At 69.4% G+C, this 17881-nt stretch carries 19 protein-coding genes; 11 read left to right on the forward strand and 8 right to left on the reverse strand.

The annotated features are described in order from the left end of the window. The first annotated feature begins 6 nt into the window (after positions 1–6). Both ACLFA2_RS16325 and ACLFA2_RS16330 read left to right on the forward strand, forming a co-directional pair. Complete coding sequence (locus tag ACLFA2_RS16325) at positions 7–1323, forward strand: hemolysin family protein (RefSeq protein WP_021199868.1); 1317 nt, start codon at positions 7–9, stop codon at positions 1321–1323. Then, positions 1320–2381 (forward strand): hemolysin family protein, encoded by a 1062-nt coding sequence (locus ACLFA2_RS16330; RefSeq protein ID WP_021199869.1) that lies wholly within the window; start codon positions 1320–1322, stop codon positions 2379–2381. The genes ACLFA2_RS16325 and ACLFA2_RS16330 overlap by 4 nt, the downstream gene beginning before the upstream one ends. A 71-nt stretch (positions 2382–2452) precedes the next feature. Here the strand turns inward: ACLFA2_RS16330 and ACLFA2_RS16335 are convergent, their stop codons facing one another. After that, on the reverse strand, positions 2453–3520 hold the full coding sequence (locus ACLFA2_RS16335) for a tRNA-dihydrouridine synthase (RefSeq protein ID WP_167254446.1): 1068 nt from the start codon (positions 3518–3520) through the stop codon (positions 2453–2455). Between the two features lie 56 nt (positions 3521–3576). Here ACLFA2_RS16335 and ACLFA2_RS16340 point away from each other — a divergent pair, with 56 nt between their 5' ends. Genes ACLFA2_RS16340 through ACLFA2_RS16365 form a run of 6 tightly spaced genes read left to right on the forward strand, consistent with a single transcriptional unit; the run spans position 3577 to position 8346 of the window. Next, positions 3577–4410, forward strand: a complete 834-nt coding sequence (locus ACLFA2_RS16340; protein WP_167254444.1) for an ADP-dependent NAD(P)H-hydrate dehydratase — start codon at positions 3577–3579, stop codon at positions 4408–4410. Next, positions 4407–5642 carry a hypothetical protein gene (locus tag ACLFA2_RS16345; protein WP_347122961.1) on the forward strand — a complete coding sequence of 412 codons (1236 nt, stop codon included), beginning with the start codon at positions 4407–4409 and terminating at the stop codon, positions 5640–5642. Before ACLFA2_RS16340 ends, ACLFA2_RS16345 begins: the two co-directional genes overlap by 4 nt. Before the next feature lie 4 nt (positions 5643–5646). After that, positions 5647–5991 (forward strand): thiamine-binding protein, encoded by a 345-nt coding sequence (locus ACLFA2_RS16350; RefSeq protein WP_021201024.1) that lies wholly within the window; start codon positions 5647–5649, stop codon positions 5989–5991. After that, complete coding sequence (locus tag ACLFA2_RS16355; RefSeq protein ID WP_373695392.1) at positions 5984–6460, forward strand: GNAT family N-acetyltransferase; 477 nt, start codon at positions 5984–5986, stop codon at positions 6458–6460. The genes ACLFA2_RS16350 and ACLFA2_RS16355 overlap by 8 nt, the downstream gene beginning before the upstream one ends. A gap of 9 nt (positions 6461–6469) precedes the next feature. Further along, positions 6470–7699: an MFS transporter gene (locus tag ACLFA2_RS16360; protein ID WP_347122960.1), complete on the forward strand. Its 1230-nt coding sequence runs from the start codon at positions 6470–6472 to the stop codon at positions 7697–7699. Positions 7700–7734: 35 nt separating this feature from the next. After that, on the forward strand, positions 7735–8346 hold the full coding sequence (locus tag ACLFA2_RS16365; protein ID WP_021201021.1) for an NUDIX hydrolase: 612 nt from the start codon (positions 7735–7737) through the stop codon (positions 8344–8346). A 10-nt stretch (positions 8347–8356) separates the two neighbouring features. On the opposite strand, the gene metX is transcribed toward ACLFA2_RS16365, so the two are convergent. The 3 genes from metX to ACLFA2_RS16380 form a co-directional block, all read right to left on the reverse strand. Further along, on the reverse strand, positions 8357–9562 hold the full coding sequence (gene metX / locus ACLFA2_RS16370) for a homoserine O-acetyltransferase MetX (protein ID WP_347122957.1): 1206 nt from the start codon (positions 9560–9562) through the stop codon (positions 8357–8359). Positions 9563–9733: 171 nt separating this feature from the next. Beyond that, positions 9734–10678: an endonuclease/exonuclease/phosphatase family protein gene (locus tag ACLFA2_RS16375; RefSeq protein ID WP_426621628.1), complete on the reverse strand. Its 945-nt coding sequence runs from the start codon at positions 10676–10678 to the stop codon at positions 9734–9736. Positions 10679–10802: 124 nt separating this feature from the next. Further along, positions 10803–12125, reverse strand: coding sequence for a bifunctional o-acetylhomoserine/o-acetylserine sulfhydrylase (locus ACLFA2_RS16380; protein WP_021198513.1), 1323 nt, complete (start codon positions 12123–12125; stop codon positions 10803–10805). A gap of 195 nt (positions 12126–12320) precedes the next feature. Between ACLFA2_RS16380 and ACLFA2_RS16385 the strand changes: the two genes are divergently transcribed. The 3 genes from ACLFA2_RS16385 to ACLFA2_RS16395 are packed head-to-tail and all read left to right on the forward strand — an operon-like array spanning position 12321 to position 14441. Next, positions 12321–13103 carry an SDR family oxidoreductase gene (locus tag ACLFA2_RS16385; protein WP_029258481.1) on the forward strand — a complete coding sequence of 261 codons (783 nt, stop codon included), beginning with the start codon at positions 12321–12323 and terminating at the stop codon, positions 13101–13103. Positions 13104–13105: 2 nt separating this feature from the next. Then, positions 13106–13819 (forward strand): uracil-DNA glycosylase, encoded by a 714-nt coding sequence (locus ACLFA2_RS16390; RefSeq protein WP_021198511.1) that lies wholly within the window; start codon positions 13106–13108, stop codon positions 13817–13819. 4 nt (positions 13820–13823) lie between these two features. Continuing rightward, complete coding sequence (locus tag ACLFA2_RS16395; protein WP_426621629.1) at positions 13824–14441, forward strand: N-acetyltransferase family protein; 618 nt, start codon at positions 13824–13826, stop codon at positions 14439–14441. Positions 14442–14471: 30 nt separating this feature from the next. On the opposite strand, the gene ACLFA2_RS16400 is transcribed toward ACLFA2_RS16395, so the two are convergent. The 4 genes from ACLFA2_RS16400 to ACLFA2_RS16415 are packed head-to-tail and all read right to left on the reverse strand — an operon-like array spanning position 14472 to position 17870. Continuing rightward, positions 14472–15269, reverse strand: coding sequence for an ABC transporter ATP-binding protein (locus tag ACLFA2_RS16400; protein WP_426621630.1), 798 nt, complete (start codon positions 15267–15269; stop codon positions 14472–14474). Further along, positions 15266–16057, reverse strand: a complete 792-nt coding sequence (locus tag ACLFA2_RS16405; protein ID WP_426621631.1) for an ATP-binding cassette domain-containing protein — start codon at positions 16055–16057, stop codon at positions 15266–15268. Before ACLFA2_RS16405 ends, ACLFA2_RS16400 begins: the two co-directional genes overlap by 4 nt. Beyond that, positions 16054–16923: an ABC transporter permease gene (locus tag ACLFA2_RS16410; protein WP_029266365.1), complete on the reverse strand. Its 870-nt coding sequence runs from the start codon at positions 16921–16923 to the stop codon at positions 16054–16056. Before ACLFA2_RS16410 ends, ACLFA2_RS16405 begins: the two co-directional genes overlap by 4 nt. Beyond that, positions 16920–17870, reverse strand: coding sequence for an ABC transporter permease (locus tag ACLFA2_RS16415; RefSeq protein ID WP_426621632.1), 951 nt, complete (start codon positions 17868–17870; stop codon positions 16920–16922). The genes ACLFA2_RS16410 and ACLFA2_RS16415 overlap by 4 nt, the downstream gene beginning before the upstream one ends. Positions 17871–17881: the final 11 nt, after the last annotated feature.

Here is a 17881-nt window from a genome sequence, read left to right on the forward strand (position 1 = left end):
CCTCTGATGGACTACATCATGTTGGGCGTGGGGCTCCTGCTCACGGTCGGCACCGGCCTCTTCGTGGCGAGCGAGTTCGCATTGGTGAACCTCGATCGCGCCGAACTCGAGGCCAGGCAGGCACGCGGTGAATCGCGGCTCTCGCTCACGATCAGCGCCCTCAGGCACACATCGACGCATCTCTCGGCGGCCCAGCTCGGCATCACGCTCACGACGCTTCTGACCGGTTACACGATGGAGCCGGCGCTGTCGAACCTCCTGCGCCCGACCCTCATCGCCTGGAACCTCCCTGAAGCGGCCGTCGCGCCGATCGCGACCATCGTGGCGATGCTGGTGGCGACGGTGCTCTCGATGATCCTCGGCGAACTCGTGCCCAAGAACTTCGCCCTCGCTCTGCCGCTGGCCACGGCGAAGCTCGTGATCCCTTTCCAGATCGCGTTCACGACCGTGTTCAAACCGGCCGTCGTGGTGCTCAACGGCAGTGCGAACGGCGTACTGCGCGGCATGGGGATCGAGCCGAAGGAAGAGCTCTCAGGCGCCCGCAGCGCGGAGGAGCTGTCATCGCTCGTGCGGCGGTCCGCCAACGCGGGCCTGCTGGAGGCCGACACCGCCTCGCTGCTCGACCGCACCCTCATGTTCTCGCGCCTCACGGCCGCCGACGTGATGACGGCCAGACCGAGCATGCACGCGATCGCTGCAGGCGACTCGGTGGACGACGTCATCCAGCTCGCGCGACGCACGGGCCACAGCCGCTTCCCCGTGTACGACGACGACCTCGACGACATCACGGGCGTCGTGCACCTGAAAGCCGCCATCTCGGTTCCGCGCGAGCGGCGCACGGAGGTGCCGGTGGGCGCTCTCGCGACGGAACCGCTCCGCGTTCCGGAGACCGTGCACGTCGACGCCCTGATCGCGGAACTCCGTGCGCGCGGTTATCAACTCGCGATCGTCGTGGACGAGTACGGCGGGACCGCGGGGCTGGTGACCTTGGAAGACCTCGTCGAAGAACTCGTCGGAGAAGTCGCCGATGAGCACGATCGCACCCGCGCGGGAGTCATCCGCAACCGGGAGGGCGTCACGTTCCCCGGAGAGCTGCGCCCGGACGAGCTGCGTCGCCGTGCCGGTGTGGAAGTACCCGAGGGCGATGTGTACGACACCGTCGGCGGCTACGTCATGAGCGTGCTCGAGCGCGTGCCCGCGGTGGGCGACGAGGTCTCTCTCGACAGCGGCGTGCTGCAGGTGGTCCGCATGGATGGCAGACGGGTGGATCGGGTGCGCTACGTGCCGAATCCGCTCGATGGCGATGAGGAGGTGACCCGATGAGCGATTGGGCAGGACTCGCCTGGCTCGTCGTGCTCCTGGTCGCGAATGCGTTCTTCGTCGGTGCCGAGTTCGCGGTGATCTCGGCCAGACGATCGCAGATCGAGCCTCGAGCCGACCAGGGCTCACGCGCCGCGAAGACCGCGCTTTACGCGATGGAACACGCGACGCTGATGCTCGCGACGTCGCAGCTGGGCATCACGATCTGCTCGCTTCTCATCCTCAATGTGTCCGAACCGGCGATCCACCATCTGCTCTCCGTGCCGTTGCACGCGCTCGGGTGGCCGGACGGTGCGGTCGACGCCGTGTCGTTCACGATCGCATTGGTGATCGTGTCCTTCCTGCACGTGGTGTTCGGCGAGATGGTGCCGAAGAACCTGGCGTTCTCGGTGCCGGACCGTGCCGTGCTGATCCTCGCCCCACCGCTGGTGTGGGTGTCGAAGGTGTTCATGCCCGTGATCTGGGTGCTCAACGCGGCAGCCAACGGCGTCCTGCGCCTGTTCCGGGTCGAGCCCAAGAACGAGGCCGCATCGACGTTCACGCTCGATGAGGTCGCGACCATCGTCAGCCAGTCGCGTCGCGAAGGCGTGCTCATGGACACGGCGGGAACAGTCGCCGCAGCGGTCGAGTTCACCGACAAGAAGGCGCGGGACGTCGCGGTGCCGCTGAGCGATCTGGTCACGCTGCCCCAGTCGACGACGCCCGACGACATCGAGAAGGCGGTCGCACGATACGGGTTCTCGCGCTACGTGATCGTCGACGATGCATCCGTACCGATCGGCTATGTGCACCTGAAGGACATCCTCCGCGCGTCCGAAGGCCCCGACGCCGAGGCCAAGATGGTCGAGCCGGTTCCGGCCAAGCGCATCCACCACATGGTGCCGGTGCAGGAGGACACGGATCTCGAGGACGCCCTCGCGGTCATGCGTCGCGCGGGTCGGCATCTGGCGAAGGTGCGTGACGCGCAGGGCAACACCACCGCCGTGCTGTTCCTCGAGGACATCCTCGAGGAGCTGGTCGGGGAGGTGCAGGACGCGACCCGCCGCTTCCGCGGACGCTGATCGTCGCTCGGACGGACGAAGGCCGCCGACCCCTCTCAGGGGATCGGCGGCCTTCGTCGTCCGAGCACTGTTCAGCGCAGGCGGGCGCGCTCGTACTGCGGTGGCCAGACGATCTCGGCGTCGAGCTCGTGCGCGGCACGGAGCGCGAAATGGGGGTCGCGCAGCCACTCCCGTCCGGCGAAGATCGCGTCCGCGGCTCCCTCGCTGAGCACCTGCTCGGCCTGGGCCGCCGCGGTGATGAGACCGACCGCCGATACCGGGATCCGGCCACCCTGTCGCACGGTCTCGGCGAGCGGGACCTGATACCCGGGGAAGACGCTGATCCGCTGGTGCGCGACCAGGCCGCCGCTCGAGACGTCGATCAGATCGGCACCCCGCTGCGCGGCCCAGTCGCCGACGATCGCCGCTTCCTCAGGTGTGAAGCCGCCGTCGGCATGATCTGTGGCGGAGATGCGCACGAACAACGGCACATCGGCTCCTATGGCTTCGCGGACCGCGTCGACGACGCGCAGCAGCAGGCGGGCACGATTCTCGAGGGAGCCGCCGTACTCGTCCCCGCGCAGGTTCGACAGGGGAGACAGGAACTGGTGCAGGAGGTACCCATGCGCCCCGTGCACCTCGAGCACGTCGAACCCGGCGTCCGTCGCGCGCCGTGCTGCGGACGCGAATGCGTCGACCACACGGTCGATCCCGGCGAGGTCGAGGGCGACCGGCTCGTCGAAGCCGTCGAAGGCGATGGCCGAGGGAGCGGATGTCGTCCACCCGCCATCGGCGGCCGGCACCGATCCGCGTTCGGGTGCCCAGGGCCACCACGTCGATGCTTTGCGGCCGGCATGGGCGAGCTGGATGCCGGCGTGGGCTCCGCGGTCATGGATCGCCTGGACGATCGGGACGAGGGCGTCGCGCTGCTCGTCATCCCAGAGCCCCAGGTCACGCGGTGAGATCCGTCCCTCGGGGACCACGGCCGTCGCCTCGGCGATGATGAGTCCCGCGCCGCCGGACGCGAACTGTACGAGGTGCGTGTGATGCCACTCCTGGGCCACGCCGTCGACTGCGCTGTACATGCACATGGGCGAGACCCAGAGGCGGTTGCGGAAGTCGACGGAACGGATGCGCAGCGGGGAGAAGAGAAGACTCACGGTTCGACGGTACCGCCGCGCGGGTGCAGGACGGGCCGTCGCACTAACGTGGAGTCATGTTCGAGGTGCGCGAGTGGACACGCGGCGACACGGCGCGGTTGTTGCGTGCGCCGACCGCGGATGACGACAAGTACGCCCGCGGCGTGGTGGCGCTGCGCACCGGATCGCCCGCGTATCCCGGTGCCGCGGTGCTCGGCGTCGAGGCGGCGTGGCGAGCCGGGGCGGGCTTCGTCCGCTACGTGGGCACGGAGCGGGTGGCGGATGCCGTTCTCGCCCGACGACCGGAGACCGTCGCCGGGGCGGACCCGGGGCGTTCGAGGGTCGACGCCTGGGTGATCGGATCGGGGACGGACCCGGCGCACCGCAGCGACACGGAATCCGGGGCTCTGCGGGAGATCCTCTCCGGCACCGCCGCCGTCGTGATCGACGCCGGAGCGCTCGATCTCGCCGAACGCGCGACGGCGCCGTTCCTCGTGACGCCCCACGCGCGGGAGTTCGTCCGGCTGCAGGAGAGGCTCGGAATGTCCTCGACCGCGGAGGATCGCGCGCAGGCCGCGCGGCACATGGCGGATACGCTCGGGGGCGCCGTGCTGCTCAAGGGCGCGCGTACGCTGATCGCGGCCCCGGATGGGACGGTCATCGCCGTCGAAGCGGGGACCGGCTGGCTGGCCACCGCGGGGACGGGCGACGTCCTCGCCGGCGCGCTGGGTGCTGTGCTCGCGGCGAACCCCGGACGCCCGATCGCCGAGGTCGCCGCGGCCGGAGCATGGCTGCACGGCCACGCCGGGCGTATCGCCGCCGGCGTGCGTGACGGCGGGACGGGGCATCCGATCGTCGCGATGGACGTGGCCGAGGCCCTTCCGCTCGCGATCGCGGACGTCCTGGCGTGAATCGCGCGTCGACGGCCCGGGTGGTCGCGCTGTGGAGCGTCTTCCTCGTCGTGCACGCGCTGACCGCATGGGCCGGCTGGGTCTACCCCAGCCAGCCCATGGGCGATGTGGTGCTCGTGTACGAGCCCTGGGCGTCCTCTGCACTCGGCGGGGGACCGATCGTCGGTGTCACCGAGACATGGGTCTACCCTCAGCTCGCCCTCGTGCCGATGCTCGTCGCCGCCGTGCTCTCCGCGCCGCTCGTGCCTCTGCTCGGAGTATCCAGTGCGTATCTCGTCGGATGGGCCGTCCTGGTCGTGATCCTCGACGCTGTCGCCTTCGCTGTGCTGGTGGGGCGCGCGCCCTCGCACGCGCGCCGTGTCGCGGCCTGGTTCTGGTGCGGCGCACTGGTGCTCCTCGGACCGATCGCGCTCTACCGGATCGATGCGATCACCGTCCCGATCGCCGTGATCGGCGGACTCTGGCTCGTGTCGCGGCCCGCTGTCGGAGCCGCTCTCCTCACGATCGGGGCATGGATCAAGATCTGGCCCGGTGCGCTCGTGCTCGCCGCCGTCGTCGCGCTCCGCGCGCGCGTGCGGGTGCTGGTCGCCGCCGCCGTCGTCAGTGTCGGGGTCGTCGCGACTCTGCTCCTGCTCGGGGCAGACACCGAGGTCCTCGGCTTCCTGACCGAGCAGACCGGACGAGGGCTGCAGATCGAAGCCGTGGCCGCCACCCCCTTCCTGTGGCTCGCGGTCGCCGGCGCCGCCCGCATCGAGTACAGCTTCGAGATCCTGACCTTCCAGATCACCGCGCCGGGGGTCGACGTCGTCGCCGCGGCGCTCACACCCCTCATGGCGATCGCGGTGCTCGCGGTGACTGCGGTCGGGGCACTCAAGGCGGTGCGCGGCGCGAGCTTCCCGAGACTGTTCCCTCCGCTCGCTCTCACACTGGTGACGCTTCTGATCGTCACCAACAAGGTCGGTTCACCGCAGTTCCAGACCTGGTTGATCGCTCCGGTGATCCTGTGGCTCGTGCTCGATCGGGCCCGAGCACGCGTTCCCGCCGTCCTCGTCCTCGCGCTCTGCCTGCTCACGTGCCTCGTCTATCCGATCGGCTACGACGGGCTGCTGCGGGCCGACGCCCTCTCGGTCGCCGTCCTCACGGTGCGCAACATCCTTCTCGTCGTCCTGCTCGTCCTCGCAGCCCGCGCTCTCCTGCGCGTGCCTGTACGCCATCCGAAAACCCAGGAGTGAAACCATGCTGATCGCCTTCTCCGTCGCCCCGAGCGGCACCCCCTCCGCGGGAGCAGAGCGCACCGATGCCTCCGTGCATGACGCCGTGGCCGCCGCCGTGCGGGTGGTGCGCGAGTCCGGACTGCCGCACCGCACCACGAGCATGTTCACCGAGATCGAGGGACCGGACTGGGACACGGTCATGGACGTCGTGAAGCGTGCGACCGAGGCCGTGATGCCCTTCGGCTCGCGGGTCTCGCTCGTGCTCAAGGCCGACATCCGCCCGGGCTACTCCGGAGAGCTGGACGCGAAGATCGAGCGGCTGGAAGCAGCCATCGACGAAGCAACGGTCGAGGAGTCCGGTGACTGATTCCCCGTCGTCCATGTCGATCGCTCTTCGACCGGCGACGGCCGACGACTCCGAGTGGATCGCGGAACTCCGCGCCGAAGTGCTTCGGGCCGACCTGGAGCGGCTGGGGCGTTTCGACGAGACCCGCGTCCGGCAGCGGTTCCGTGATGCGTTCGAACCGACGCAGACCCGGATCATCGTCGTGGACGGCACCGATGTCGGCTCGGTCGCCATCCGTGCGGAGGGGGAGTCCCGCTGGCTGGAGCACTTCTACATCGCGACCTCGCATCAGGGCCGTGGTCTCGGTGACCGCGTGCTGGGGATCGTGCTCGATGACGCGACCCCGTATCGACTCAACGTGCTCCAGGGCAGCCCGGCGCGCCGTCTTTACGAACGCCACGGTTTCGTCGTCGACACCCAGGACGACGTTGATGTCTTCATGACGCTCGATCGCGCAGGGCGGGCGACCTCCGGGTCCGACGGCCGCTAAGCTGATCCGGTGAATCCCTCGACTGAATCGAGGGGTGCGGCGAAGTGGGCGCTCCTCTCCCTCGCCATCGGCAGCTTCGGCATCGGCATGACCGAATTCGTGGTCATGGGCCTGCTGCCCAACATCGCCGCCGACCTGCTGTCTTCGCTCTGGGCGACCAGCCAGGAAGATGCGCTGAGCCAGGCCGGCTGGCTGATCTCGCTCTACGCGCTCGGCGTGGTGGTGGGCGCACCGACCATCGCCGGCTTCGTCGCGCGTTACCCGCGGCATCGGGTGATGATCGTGCTGGCCCTCGCGTTGACGGTGTTCAACGCCCTCACGGTCGTGCTGCCCACGTTCGAGCTCGTCGCCGCGTCGCGCTTCCTCGCCGGGCTGCCGCACGGTGCATACTTCGGCATCGGTGCGCTCGTGGCCGCCGATGTGATGGGGCCGGGCAACCGCGCCAAGGGTGTGGCGTTCATCCTCACCGGCCTCACGGTCGCCAACGTCGTGGGCGTGCCGTTGGGGACGTTCCTCGGGCAGCAGTGGGGCTGGCGCTCCGCCTTCGCCGTCGTGGCGCTCGTCTTCGCTCTCGCCACCCTCTGCATCGCGCTCTTCGTCCCGGAACATCCGGGAGACCCGGGGCGCACGATGCGCCAGGAACTGCGGGTGTTCCGTATCCCGCAGGTGTGGTTCACCCTGGGCGTCGGCGCGATCGGTTTCGGCGGATTCTTCGCCGTCTACAGCTACATCGCCCCGCTGGTGACCGAGGTCTCCGGCTCCCCGGAGTGGGTGGTGCCGATCGTCCTCGTGCTCATGGGGCTCGGGATGACGGCGGGAAACCTCGTCGGCGGTCACCTCGCCGACATCGACCTGCGCCGCACGCTGCTCTTCGGACTCGCCGCCATGGCCGTGGTCTTCGCGCTGCTGGCGTTCCTGTCGTTCTGGATCGTCAGCCTGGCCGCGGTGGTGCTGGTGGTCGGGTTCGTCTCCTCCGTGCTGAGCCCGACGATCCAGACCCGGCTCATGGACGTGGCGGGCGACAACCAGTCGATCGCCGCAGCCATGAACCACTCGGCGCTCAACATCGGCAACAGCCTGGGCGCGTTCCTCGGGGGCGTCGTCATCGCCGCCGGCTGGGGCTTCACCGCACCGGCATGGACCGGTGCCGCGCTCGCCGTGGCCGGTCTGCTGATCGCGCTGCTCTCGTACCGCGTCGAAGGACGTCGCCCGGCGGCAGCGGAGCTCGTCGCCTCGTAGTTTCGCCGCGGTCGGTCCGGTCGTAGAGTGACGGGGTGAGTGCCCCCGAGCTGTCCCTGCCCGTCGCCGGCACTGCTGTCCTGCTGCGCGCGTCGGACCCCGCCTTCGATGTGCTGCTGATGCGTCGGCCCGATCGCGGGTCGTTCGCGGGAGCGTGGGTCTTCCCCGGAGGCAAGGTCGAACCGGGCGACGTCCACGACGGCGACGACGAGTCCGAGAACGCGCGCCGTGCCGCGATCAGGGAGACGCGCGAGGAGGTGGGCCTCGCTGTCGACGACCTCGTCGTGCTCTCCGAGTGGCAGCCGCCGGTGGAGGCCCCCACGCGTATCCGCACCTGGTTCTTCCTCGCCGAGGCGCCGGCCGGAGAGCCTTCGCCCGCTGCCGACGAGGTCGTGGAGATCGCCTGGGTGCCGCCGGGAGAGGCGCTCGCGAGGCACGCGGCGGGGGAGTGGACGCTGTATCCGCCGACGTGGATCACGCTCCACCAGCTTGCGGCGTTCAGCGACGTGGAATCGGCCCTGTCGTCGGGCGGTGCGGCGCAGCTGTTCCAGACCCGGGTGCTCGAGTCCGAAGCCGGGCGTGCCTTCGCCTGGGAGCAGGGACGCCTCGAGGCGGGTGCCCTGCCGTGGCGGTTCGTCGAGGCCTGAGGGATCGGGCTCAGCTGTCGAGCAGACGTCGTAGGTTCGCGCCCACGGCCTCGGTCTCGATGAGGAAGCCGTCGTGCCCGAAGTCGCTGGTGATGACGACGGCCTCGTCGTCGATGACGTTCGGGATGCTGCGGGCGATGCGCTGCTGCCCGTCGACGGGGAAGAGGCGGTCGCTGTCGATGCCGAGCACCAGCGTGGTGGCGGTGACGGCGTGCAGAGCTTCTTCGACGCCACCTCGCCCGCGACCGACATCGTGCGAGTTCATGGCTTCGACGAGCGTGATGTAGCTGTTCGCGTCGAAGCGGCGTGTGAACTTGTTGCCGTGGAAGTCGAGATACGACTCCACGGCGAAGCGACCGCCGTGCCCGAGCGGCGACACGTCGGACTGCCACGAACGCTGGAAACGCTGGTTGAGCTCGATCGGGCTGCGGTAGTTCAGCAGCGCCATGCGCCGGGCCAGTGCGAGGCCACGGTGTGGGCCGTCGCCGTCACCGAGGTCGTAGTACTCGCCGCCCTGGAACCGCGGATCCATCCGGATGGTCTCCAACTGCACGGTGTTGAGCGCGATCTGGTCGGCGGTGGTCACCGGGGGAGATGAGAGCACGGCGAGGCGCTGCACGCGCTCGGGATGTGTGGCCGCCCACTCCAGCGCATGCATCCCGCCCATGGAACCGCCGATGACAGCGGCCCAGCTCTCGATGCCGAGCGCATCCGCCAGGCGGACCTGGGCGGCGACCTGGTCACGGATCGTGAGGTACGGGAAACGGGAGGCCCACTCGTAGCCGTCGGGGGCGACGCTCGCGGGGCCCGTCGAGCCCTGGCAGCCGCCCAGCATGTTCGGGGCGATCACGAACCAGCGGTCCGTGTCGAGCGGAGCTCCCGGACCCGTGATGTCCTCCCACCAGCCCGCGGTGGGGTGCCCGGATCCCGCTGCGCCGCGCACATGGCTGTCCCCGGTGAGCGCGTGCAGCACCAGCACGGCGTTGTCCCGTGCCGTGTTCAGCTCGCCCCAGGACTCGTAGGCGATGCGGATGCCGGGGAGCTCGGCGCCGCTCTCCGTCGAGAAGGCGCCGAAGGCGGCGAACCGGCGACCGCCCACCGGGTCTCCGTCACGCCATGCTCCGGTCGCCGGCGGGCGGGCACGGAGCAGCCTGACGTCGGCCTCCGTCACGGGCGCCGAGGGCACCGTGTCCTCGGAGGTCGTCTGCCAGTCCATGCTCCCATTCTCGCCTGGTCCGCGACTCGTCGGTGGCAAGTTACGCTCCGATGTCCCGACCCTCCCGACCGCGACGATCGAGGCGGCCCGTCGGCATCGTCGCGTCGGTCGTCGGTCGTCGGTCGTCGGTCGTCGGTCGTCGGTCGCGGTCGTCGGTCGTCGGCAGGTGTATCAGCGCACTCGGGTCAGGGTGGCGAGATGATCGCTGTTCCCCGCCCGTATCGTGCCCGACGTGACGACATCGAGGCCGCGGACGAAGACCTGGTCGATGCGTACGAGGGGGAAGGCGACGGGCCAGGTGAGCCCGAGGCTCCCATCCGTCGGACGCACCCAATCGGCTTCCGCGCGCAAGGCCGTCAGGCTCGGATCGGTCGACGGTGCGTTGAAGTCGCCGACGGCGATGAGGGAGTCCGCAGGGTCGGAGCCGACCCGGTCCGCGAGTCCGCTCAGCATCGTGTCGCGGTCCTGCTGGTGCCCCGGCCGCACCGACGCGGCGTGCATCACGTAGACGGCGACCGGCGTGGACGGCACCTGCACCTCGACACGGAGCGCACGCTTCCAGCTGAGTCCCAGCGTCAGGGGCTCGGCGTTCGCGAGGGGATATCTGCTCCACACACCGACGGTTCCGACCGTGTACGAATGCGGGTACTGCCCGGCGAGGGCGTTCTGCGCCGCGGAGAGGCTGTCTCCATCGAGCTCCACGAGGGCGATCACATCGGCGCCGCTCTGCGCGAGCTCGGTCGCGGATGCGGCCGCCCCGCCGGATCGCGCCCTCACGTTCTGGCTCACGACCGTCAGCCCGGAAGCGGAGGCCGACTCCGACCCCGTCGGACCGGGGAGGGCGGGAAGAGCCGGTGCCATCGCGAGGATCCACAGGAGTGCGGGAACCAGGATCACGACGACCACTCGGCGGGCGAGGAACAGCGCGGCGATCAGCAGTGCGAGAAGCACGAGACCGAGCCAGGGGAGGGCGGCAGCGACCGCTGTGCCGACGATTCCGGGGATCCAGCCGCCGGCGATGACGAGCAGCACGGCGACGCCGGCGGCGGCGAGCCATCGCGCGCGGGTCGTCGTCACGCGTCGGACGCGCGGCGGTCGGTGTTCGACGTCGATCATGCTCTCCTCACGGCGGTCTTCCATTGTCGAGGCCGTCGCCTGTGGGTCGGCCGGGTGAAGACGTCGCCTGCACGCGAAGATGCCCCGGAGCTCGGGCTCCGGGGCATCTCGTGGGGTGTGCGGGTCAGGCGCGCGCGGCCTCCGACACGGCGCGGGCCGCGGCGAGAGCCTGCTCGAGGTCGGCCTTGAGATCGTCGACGTTCTCGATGCCGACGGAGAGTCGGACCAGGCCCGGCGTGACTCCGGCGGTGAGCTGCTGCTCCGGCGTCAGCTGCGCATGCGTGGTCGATGCGGGGTGGATGACGAGCGAGCGCACGTCGCCGATGTTGGCGAGGTGGCTGAACAGCGACAGGCTGTTCACGAACTCGCGTCCGGCTTCGACGCCGCCCTTCAGCTCGAACGACAGCACGGCGCCGACGCCCTTGGGCGCGTACTCGTTCGCCTTGGCGTACCAGGGTGAAGAGGGCAGACCAGAGTAGTTGACCGTCGCGACATCGTCGCGGCCGTCGAGCCACTCGGCGATCTCCTGGGCGTTCTGCACGTGGCGCTCGATGCGCAGGGACAGGGTCTCGACGCCCTGGATGAGGTTCCAGGCGCTCTGCGGGGCGATAGCGGATCCGAGGTCGCGCAGGAGCTGCACGCGGGCCTTGATGATGTACGCGAGCGGGTCGCCGACGGCGGCGGTGTAGCTGGCGCCGTGGTACGAGGGGTCCGGCACCGTGAGGCCGGGGAACTTGTCGACGTTCTTCGACCACTCGAACTTTCCGCCGTCGATGATGACGCCGCCGATCGTGGTGCCGTGGCCGCCGAGGAACTTCGTGACCGAGTGCACGACGATGTCGGCGCCGAACTCGAACGGACGGATCAGGTACGGGGTGGCGATCGTGTTGTCGACGATCAGCGGGACGCCGTTCTCGTGGGCCACATCGGCGACGGTGCGGATGTCGAGGATGTTGATCTGCGGGTTTCCGATCGTCTCCGCGAAGAACAGCTTCGTGTTCGGGCGGACCGCTCGACGCCACTCCTCGGGGTCGTCCTGGTTCTCGACGAACGTGACCTCGATGCCGAGCTTCGCGAGCGTGTACTTGAAGAGGTTGTAGGTGCCGCCGTATATGGAGCTCGACGCGACGAAGTGGTCGCCGGCCTGCGCGATGTTCAGGACCGCGAAGGTCGACGCTGCCTGGCCGCTGGCGAGCACGAGAGCACCGGTGCCGCCTTCGAGCGCGGCGAGACGCTGCTCGAGCACGTCCTGCGTCGGGTTCTGGATGCGGGTGTAGATGTTGCCGAACTCCGCGAGGGCGAACAGGTTAGCCGCATGGTCCGCACTGTCGAACACGTACGAGGTGGTCTGGTAGATCGGCGTGGCACGTGCCTTGGTGACCGGGTCGGGGGCAGCGCCCGAGTGGATCTGCTTGGTCTCGAAACGCCAGGACTCGGGTGCGGACATGTGATTCCCCCAGGAGTGGTCGGAAGGTCGTGTGGCGGATGCCGTTGCAGCGACAGTACGGAATATCGCTGTCTGTCAACAACAGACGGGAAATGTGACGTAACAGAGCGGAGGCCCGGAATCCTGCGGCGGATCGATCGACGACAACCCCAGGGGGGAGTCCGCATTCCGGGGAGAACGCCGTACGGTGGAGGCATGGTGAACAGACGAGCAGTGGTGACAGGTGCGAGTTCGGGCATCGGCGCGGCGACGGTGCGTGCCCTCCGTGCCCGGGGATGGGACGTCGTGGGGGTCGCGCGACGCGAGGACCGACTGTCGGCGCTCGCCGCGGAGACCGGAGCCTCGGCCATCGCCTGCGACCTCACCGATGCCTCCGCCGTCGACGCGCTCGTGGGCGAACTCGAGCGGTCGGGCCCCGTGCACGCTCTCGTCCAGGTCGCCGGCGGTGCTCGCGGCACCGACCGCATCGAGGACGCATCGGTCGACGACTGGCAGTGGATGTTCGACGCGAACGTGCTGGCGAGCCAGCGTCTCGTCGCGGGTCTGCTCCCGCTCCTGCGCCGAGCCGCGGCAGCGGACGGTCACGCGGATGCGATCTTCGTCACCTCCACGGCTGCGCAGACCGCGTACGCCGGCGGTGCAGGCTACAACGCCGCGAAGGCCGCGGAGTCGATGCTGGTGAAGGTGCTCCGTCAGGAACTCAACGGCGAGCCGATCCGTGTGGTCGAGGTGGCGCCGGGAATGGTGCACACCGAGGAGTTCACGCTCAATCGCCTGGGCGGAGACTCGGTCGCTGCCGAGGCCGTGTACGCGGGTGTCGACGCCCCGCTCGTCGCCGACGACGTCGCCGACGTGATCGCGTATGCGCTGGAGTCGCCCGGACGCGTGAACCTCGACCTGATCACGATGCGGCCGGTAGCGCAGTCCGCGCAGCACCTGCTCGCCCGCGGCCCGCTGCGGGTGCGCTCCATCGACTGACGATGGCCCAGACTCTCGCAGAGCTCGCCGAGGGCGGGCTGATCGACGCCGGATGGGCGGAGGCGCTGGCCCCCGTCCAGGACACGATCACCTCCCTGGGGGAGCGGCTCCGCGACGAGCAGGAGGCAGGGCGGGGATACCTGCCGGCGGGCGCGAACGTGCTCAGGGCCTTCCAGCGGCCGCTGTCCGACGTCCGCGTCCTCATCACCGGGCAGGATCCCTACCCCACGCCCGGACATCCCATCGGACTCTCGTTCGCCGTCGATCGCGATGTGCGCCCGCTGCCGCGCAGTCTCTCGAACATCTACAAGGAGCGCGAGACCGACCTGGGCATCCCTCCCGCACCGCACGGTGATCTGACGGCGTGGAGCGATCAGGGCGTCCTCCTGCTCAACCGTGTGCTCACCGTGCGTCCCGGTGAGGCGGCCTCTCACAGAGGGTGGGGGTGGGAGAAGGTCACGGAGCTCGCGATCCGTGCGCTCGTCGCGCGCGATCAGCCGCTCGTCGCGATCCTGTGGGGGAAGGACGCAGCCAACCTGCGGCCCCTCCTCGGGGAGACGCCGGTCATCTCCTCGGCTCATCCATCCCCGCTCTCGGCCCGCCGCGGCTTCTTCGGATCACGTCCGTTCTCGCGGGCGAACGCCCTCCTCGAGGAACGGGGTGCCGAGCCCGTGGACTGGAGGGTGGAAGGCGAAGCCTCTCCCTCTCTAAGCTGAGCGCATGCAGTTCGAGCCGGGGGACCGTCGTCGTGTCCTGCCGCGCCACCTGCGGCCTGCGCCCGCGCCCGAGATCTTCTCGTACACGATCCGCGCCGCGCGGCCTGCCGACCTGCCCCATGTGCGCGAGATCTACAACCACTTCGTGAGCAATTCGGCCGTGACACTCGACGAGCGACGCAGCAGCATTCCCTACTGGCGCGACAAGTACGCTCTGCTCGCCCGGCTCGAGCTTCCGTTTCTCGTCGCGGTGTCCCCGGGCGGCGAGGTGATGGGCTACGCCCTCGCGCAGCCATGGGCAGGCAAGAACGCCTACAAGTACACCGTCGAGGATTCGATCTACCTCGGTCCCGGTGCGGGAGGCAAAGGCCTGGGGGCGGTGTTGCTGCAGGCGCTCATCGATGCCTGCGAGCAGATCGGCCTCCGAGAGATGGTCGCGGTCATCAGCGACCACGGTGCGGAGGCGTCGATTCGACTGCACGAGAAGCTCGGCTTCGTCGAAGCGGGACGGATGGGACGCGTCGGGTACAAGTTCGGCCGAGACCTCGGTACCGTGTACATGCGCCGCGTGCTCAAGCCGACAGGGCGGCGGCGGGGAGGGCTCTTCGGCTCGCGGCGCTGAGGACGCTCGTCCGGTCTCGCGATCGATCTCTCAATGCCCGGGGCCGGCGGGGATGACGGGGATGGCCGAGAGCAGCCTCTTCGTGTAGTCCTGTGTCGGATGCAGGAGCACGTCGCGAGTAGCGCCCCGCTCGACGATACGGCCGTCCTTCATCACGACGACCGTGTCGCACAGGTTCTGCACCACTCCGATGTCGTGCGACACGAGCACCAGCGTGAGGGCGGTCGTGTGTCGCAGTTCGATCAGCAGCTCGAGGATCTGGGCACGAACGGTCACGTCCAACGCCGACAGCGGCTCGTCGCCGACCAGGATCCGCGGGCCATGCACGATCGCTCGCGCGAGGGCGATCCGCTGCCGCTGCCCGCCCGAGAACTCATGCGGATAGCGGTCACCCATCTCGGGTTCGAGCCCGACCCGGGCGAGCACCTCCCGCACACGCGCACGGTGATCCCCCTCGATGCCGAGGGCCCAGAGCGGTTCTCGCACGATCTGACCGGCCGTCATCCGGGGGTCGAGCGACGCGTACGGGTCCTGGAACACCAGCCCTGTCTCGCGGCGCAGCCAATGCAGGGACCTTGCCGATGCGGTGGCGTCGACCGGGCGGCCGCCGACGGCGATCGTGCCGGACGTCGGGCGGTCCAGTCCCAGCAGCAGCCTGACCAGCGTGGACTTGCCCGATCCGGACTCGCCGATGATGCCGACGGACGATCCTTCGACGATGTCGAGGTCGGTGGGAGCCAGGGCGGTCTGCGTGCGGGTGCGCTCGAATGCGGAGCGTTTCGGGACGAAGAAGTCGCGACTGAGCCCTCGGGCCTCGATCAGACTCACGCGGCACCCCCATCCGGACGCCACAGGGTCGCCGTCGCATCCCGCAGCAGCCCCTGGGTGATGGGCGAGGACGGTGCGGAGAGAAGGGTCGAGACCGGGGCGGCTTCGACCACGTGCCCGTGTTCGAGCACGACTCCCTCGGTCGCGACCTGTGCGAGCACGGCGAGGTCGTGGGTGATGAACACGAGGGACATGCCCTCGTCCGCGACGAGCGCGAGCAGCAGGGAGAGGATCTCGGCCTGGATCGTGACGTCGAGCGCGGTCGTCGGCTCATCGGCGATGAGCAGTCTCGGACGACACGCGAGTGCCATCGCGATGGCGACACGCTGGCGCTGACCGCCGGAGAGCTGGTGCGGGTACCGGTCCACGATCGACGCGGGGTCGGGAAGCCGCACTCGTGCCGCTTCCGCGATCGCCCTCTCCCGGGCCTCGCGGCGTCCGAGTCCCTCGTGGATGCGGATCGATTCCGCGATCTGCCGCCCGACGGTCCTGATCGGATTCAGTGCCGTGCGCGGCTCCTGGAACACGATGCCGATGTCGTCGCCGCGAAGGCGGGCCAGCTCGCGATCCGGCATCCCCACCAGCTCGGTGCTGTTCCAGCGGATGCTCCCGCTCGTGGTCGCGCCGTCCGGGAGCAGTCCCAGCACAGCGAGCGCGGTGAGGGACTTGCCGGACCCGGACTCGCCGATGAGTCCGAGTCGCGCGCCGTCGGGCACCTCGAAGGAGATGCCGTCGACGACGTGTCGCCCATCGATCTCGACCACGAGGTCCTTCACGGAGAGGCTCATGCGACCACCCCCGGGGTGTGGATCTCGGCGGCGCGATGCCGCAGCGTCGGATCGGTCGCCTCGCGCAGACCGTCGCCCAGCAGGTTCAGCGCGAGGACGGTGATCGTGATCGTGAGCCCCGGCCAGAGCACGGACAGCGGATGCACCCCGATATACCGTTGGAGGTCGGCGAGCAGCAGGCCCCAGCTCGGTTCGACCACCGAGGCGCCGAAACCCAGATACGAGAGACCGGCTTCGGCGAGGACTGCGACCGCCATCGACCACGACAGCTGCACGATGAAGACGGGGGCGACGTTCGGCAGCAGGTGTCGCACGAGGCTCTGAGCAGGCGTGACCCCCGCGGCTCGCGCAGCCAGGACGAAGTCGCTCTGCTGCACACGGCGCAACTCGGGGCGGGTGACGCGCGCGATGTTGACGCCGAAGCCGATTCCCACCGCCCAGATCACCACCCAGAGGGATCCGCCCCAGACCGAGGAGATCATCATGGCGATCAGCAGCACGGGGAATGCGATCAGGATGTCGACGAGTACCGCCACGGTCTCACGCAGCCAGCGTGCGGTCAGTGCTCCGAGGGCTGCGAGTGCGATACCGACCACGGTGGCGACGAGCCCTGCTCCGATGCTCACGAAGACGGTCGTGCGGGCACCCGCCATCAGCAGGCTCAGGATGTCGCGACCCGTGTCGTCGGTGCCCAGCAGATGCGGCCAGCTCGGCGGCAGCCAGCGATCGCCGATGTCCGATGCCTGCGGATCGAAAGGTGTCCAGAAGAGGGCGACGAGCGCGGTGAGGGCGATCACGACGACGACGATGGCACCGAAGCGCCCCGTCGAGGTGTCCCACAGTCGGCCCAGCCAGCGCGGGGTCATGCGGCCTCCCGCTGTCGAGGGTCGATCGCGCGGTGCACGAGGTCGACCAGGAAGCCCACGACCAGCACGAATCCGGTGAGCACGAGCAGCTCGCTCTGCACCTTGATGAGGTCTCGCGTTCCGACATCGGCGACGAGCATGCGTCCGATCCCCGGGAGGGTGAACAGCTGCTCGATCACGACCGATCCGACGATGATGCCGGCGACCTGGAGGCCGAGCACCGTGATGATCGAGAGACCGACGGCCGGGATGCCGTGCTGGATGAGCGCTCGGGTGCGAGTGAGCCCCTTCGCCGCGGCGGTGCGGACGAAGTCCTGTCCTGCGGCTTGGAGCGTCGCACTGCGTACGAATCGCATCAGCATCGCCCCCTCCACGATCCCGATCGTCAGCGCGGGGAGCAGGAGCGACTCGATCGCCCTTCCGGGCGTCGACCAGCCGGTGCGGGGGAACCCCTGCGGTGGAAGCCAGCCCAGCCAGACCGAGAAGACGACGATGAGCATCATGCCGGCCCACACCACGGGGACGGCGGCCAGCGCCTGAGCGCCGACGCTGAGCGCGGTGCCGCCGCGTCGGTTGCGCAGGAGCGCGGCCAGGATGCCGAAGGGCACGGCGATGAGCACGGCGATCAGGAGCGACATGATGCCGAGCGGGACGGTGACCTGGGCCTTGAGGAGGAGCTCTTCGCCGACGGAGGCGCCCGACAGCAGAGACGTGCCGAGGTCGCCGCGGAAGATGCCGCCGATCCAGTCGGTGTACTGGGCGAGCAGAGGCCGGTTCAGTCCGAGGGATTCGCGCAGGGCCTCGACCTCGGCGGGGGAGGCCTGGGTGCCGGCGATGAGCTGTGCGACATCGCCGGGGAAGACGCGGAGCGTCAGGAAGATGAGCACGCTCGACACGAGGAGCCCTGCGATGAGCAGGACTCCTCGGACGAGCGCATAGCGGATCACGAAGGGGTGAC

Source organism: Microbacterium sp. As-52, from assembly GCF_049949185.1.
Classification (GTDB): Bacteria; Actinomycetota; Actinomycetes; order Actinomycetales; family Microbacteriaceae; genus Microbacterium; species Microbacterium maritypicum_A.

Coding starts and splice junctions, on each gene's coding strand:
- ACLFA2_RS16325 (WP_021199868.1), top strand. CDS start 7: ATGGACTACATCATGTTGGGCGTGGGGCTCCTGCTCACGGTCGGCACC.
- ACLFA2_RS16330 (WP_021199869.1), top strand. CDS start 1,320: ATGAGCGATTGGGCAGGACTCGCCTGGCTCGTCGTGCTCCTGGTCGCG.
- ACLFA2_RS16340 (WP_167254444.1), top strand. CDS start 3,577: ATGTTCGAGGTGCGCGAGTGGACACGCGGCGACACGGCGCGGTTGTTG.
- ACLFA2_RS16350 (WP_021201024.1), top strand. CDS start 5,647: ATGCTGATCGCCTTCTCCGTCGCCCCGAGCGGCACCCCCTCCGCGGGA.
- metX (WP_347122957.1), bottom strand. CDS start 9,562: ATGGACTGGCAGACGACCTCCGAGGACACGGTGCCCTCGGCGCCCGTG.
- ACLFA2_RS16375 (WP_426621628.1), bottom strand. CDS start 10,678: ATGATCGACGTCGAACACCGACCGCCGCGCGTCCGACGCGTGACGACG.
- ACLFA2_RS16380 (WP_021198513.1), bottom strand. CDS start 12,125: ATGTCCGCACCCGAGTCCTGGCGTTTCGAGACCAAGCAGATCCACTCG.
- ACLFA2_RS16385 (WP_029258481.1), top strand. CDS start 12,321: ATGGTGAACAGACGAGCAGTGGTGACAGGTGCGAGTTCGGGCATCGGC.
- ACLFA2_RS16390 (WP_021198511.1), top strand. CDS start 13,106: ATGGCCCAGACTCTCGCAGAGCTCGCCGAGGGCGGGCTGATCGACGCC.
- ACLFA2_RS16395 (WP_426621629.1), top strand. CDS start 13,824: ATGCAGTTCGAGCCGGGGGACCGTCGTCGTGTCCTGCCGCGCCACCTG.
- ACLFA2_RS16405 (WP_426621631.1), bottom strand. CDS start 16,057: ATGAGCCTCTCCGTGAAGGACCTCGTGGTCGAGATCGATGGGCGACAC.
- ACLFA2_RS16410 (WP_029266365.1), bottom strand. CDS start 16,923: ATGACCCCGCGCTGGCTGGGCCGACTGTGGGACACCTCGACGGGGCGC.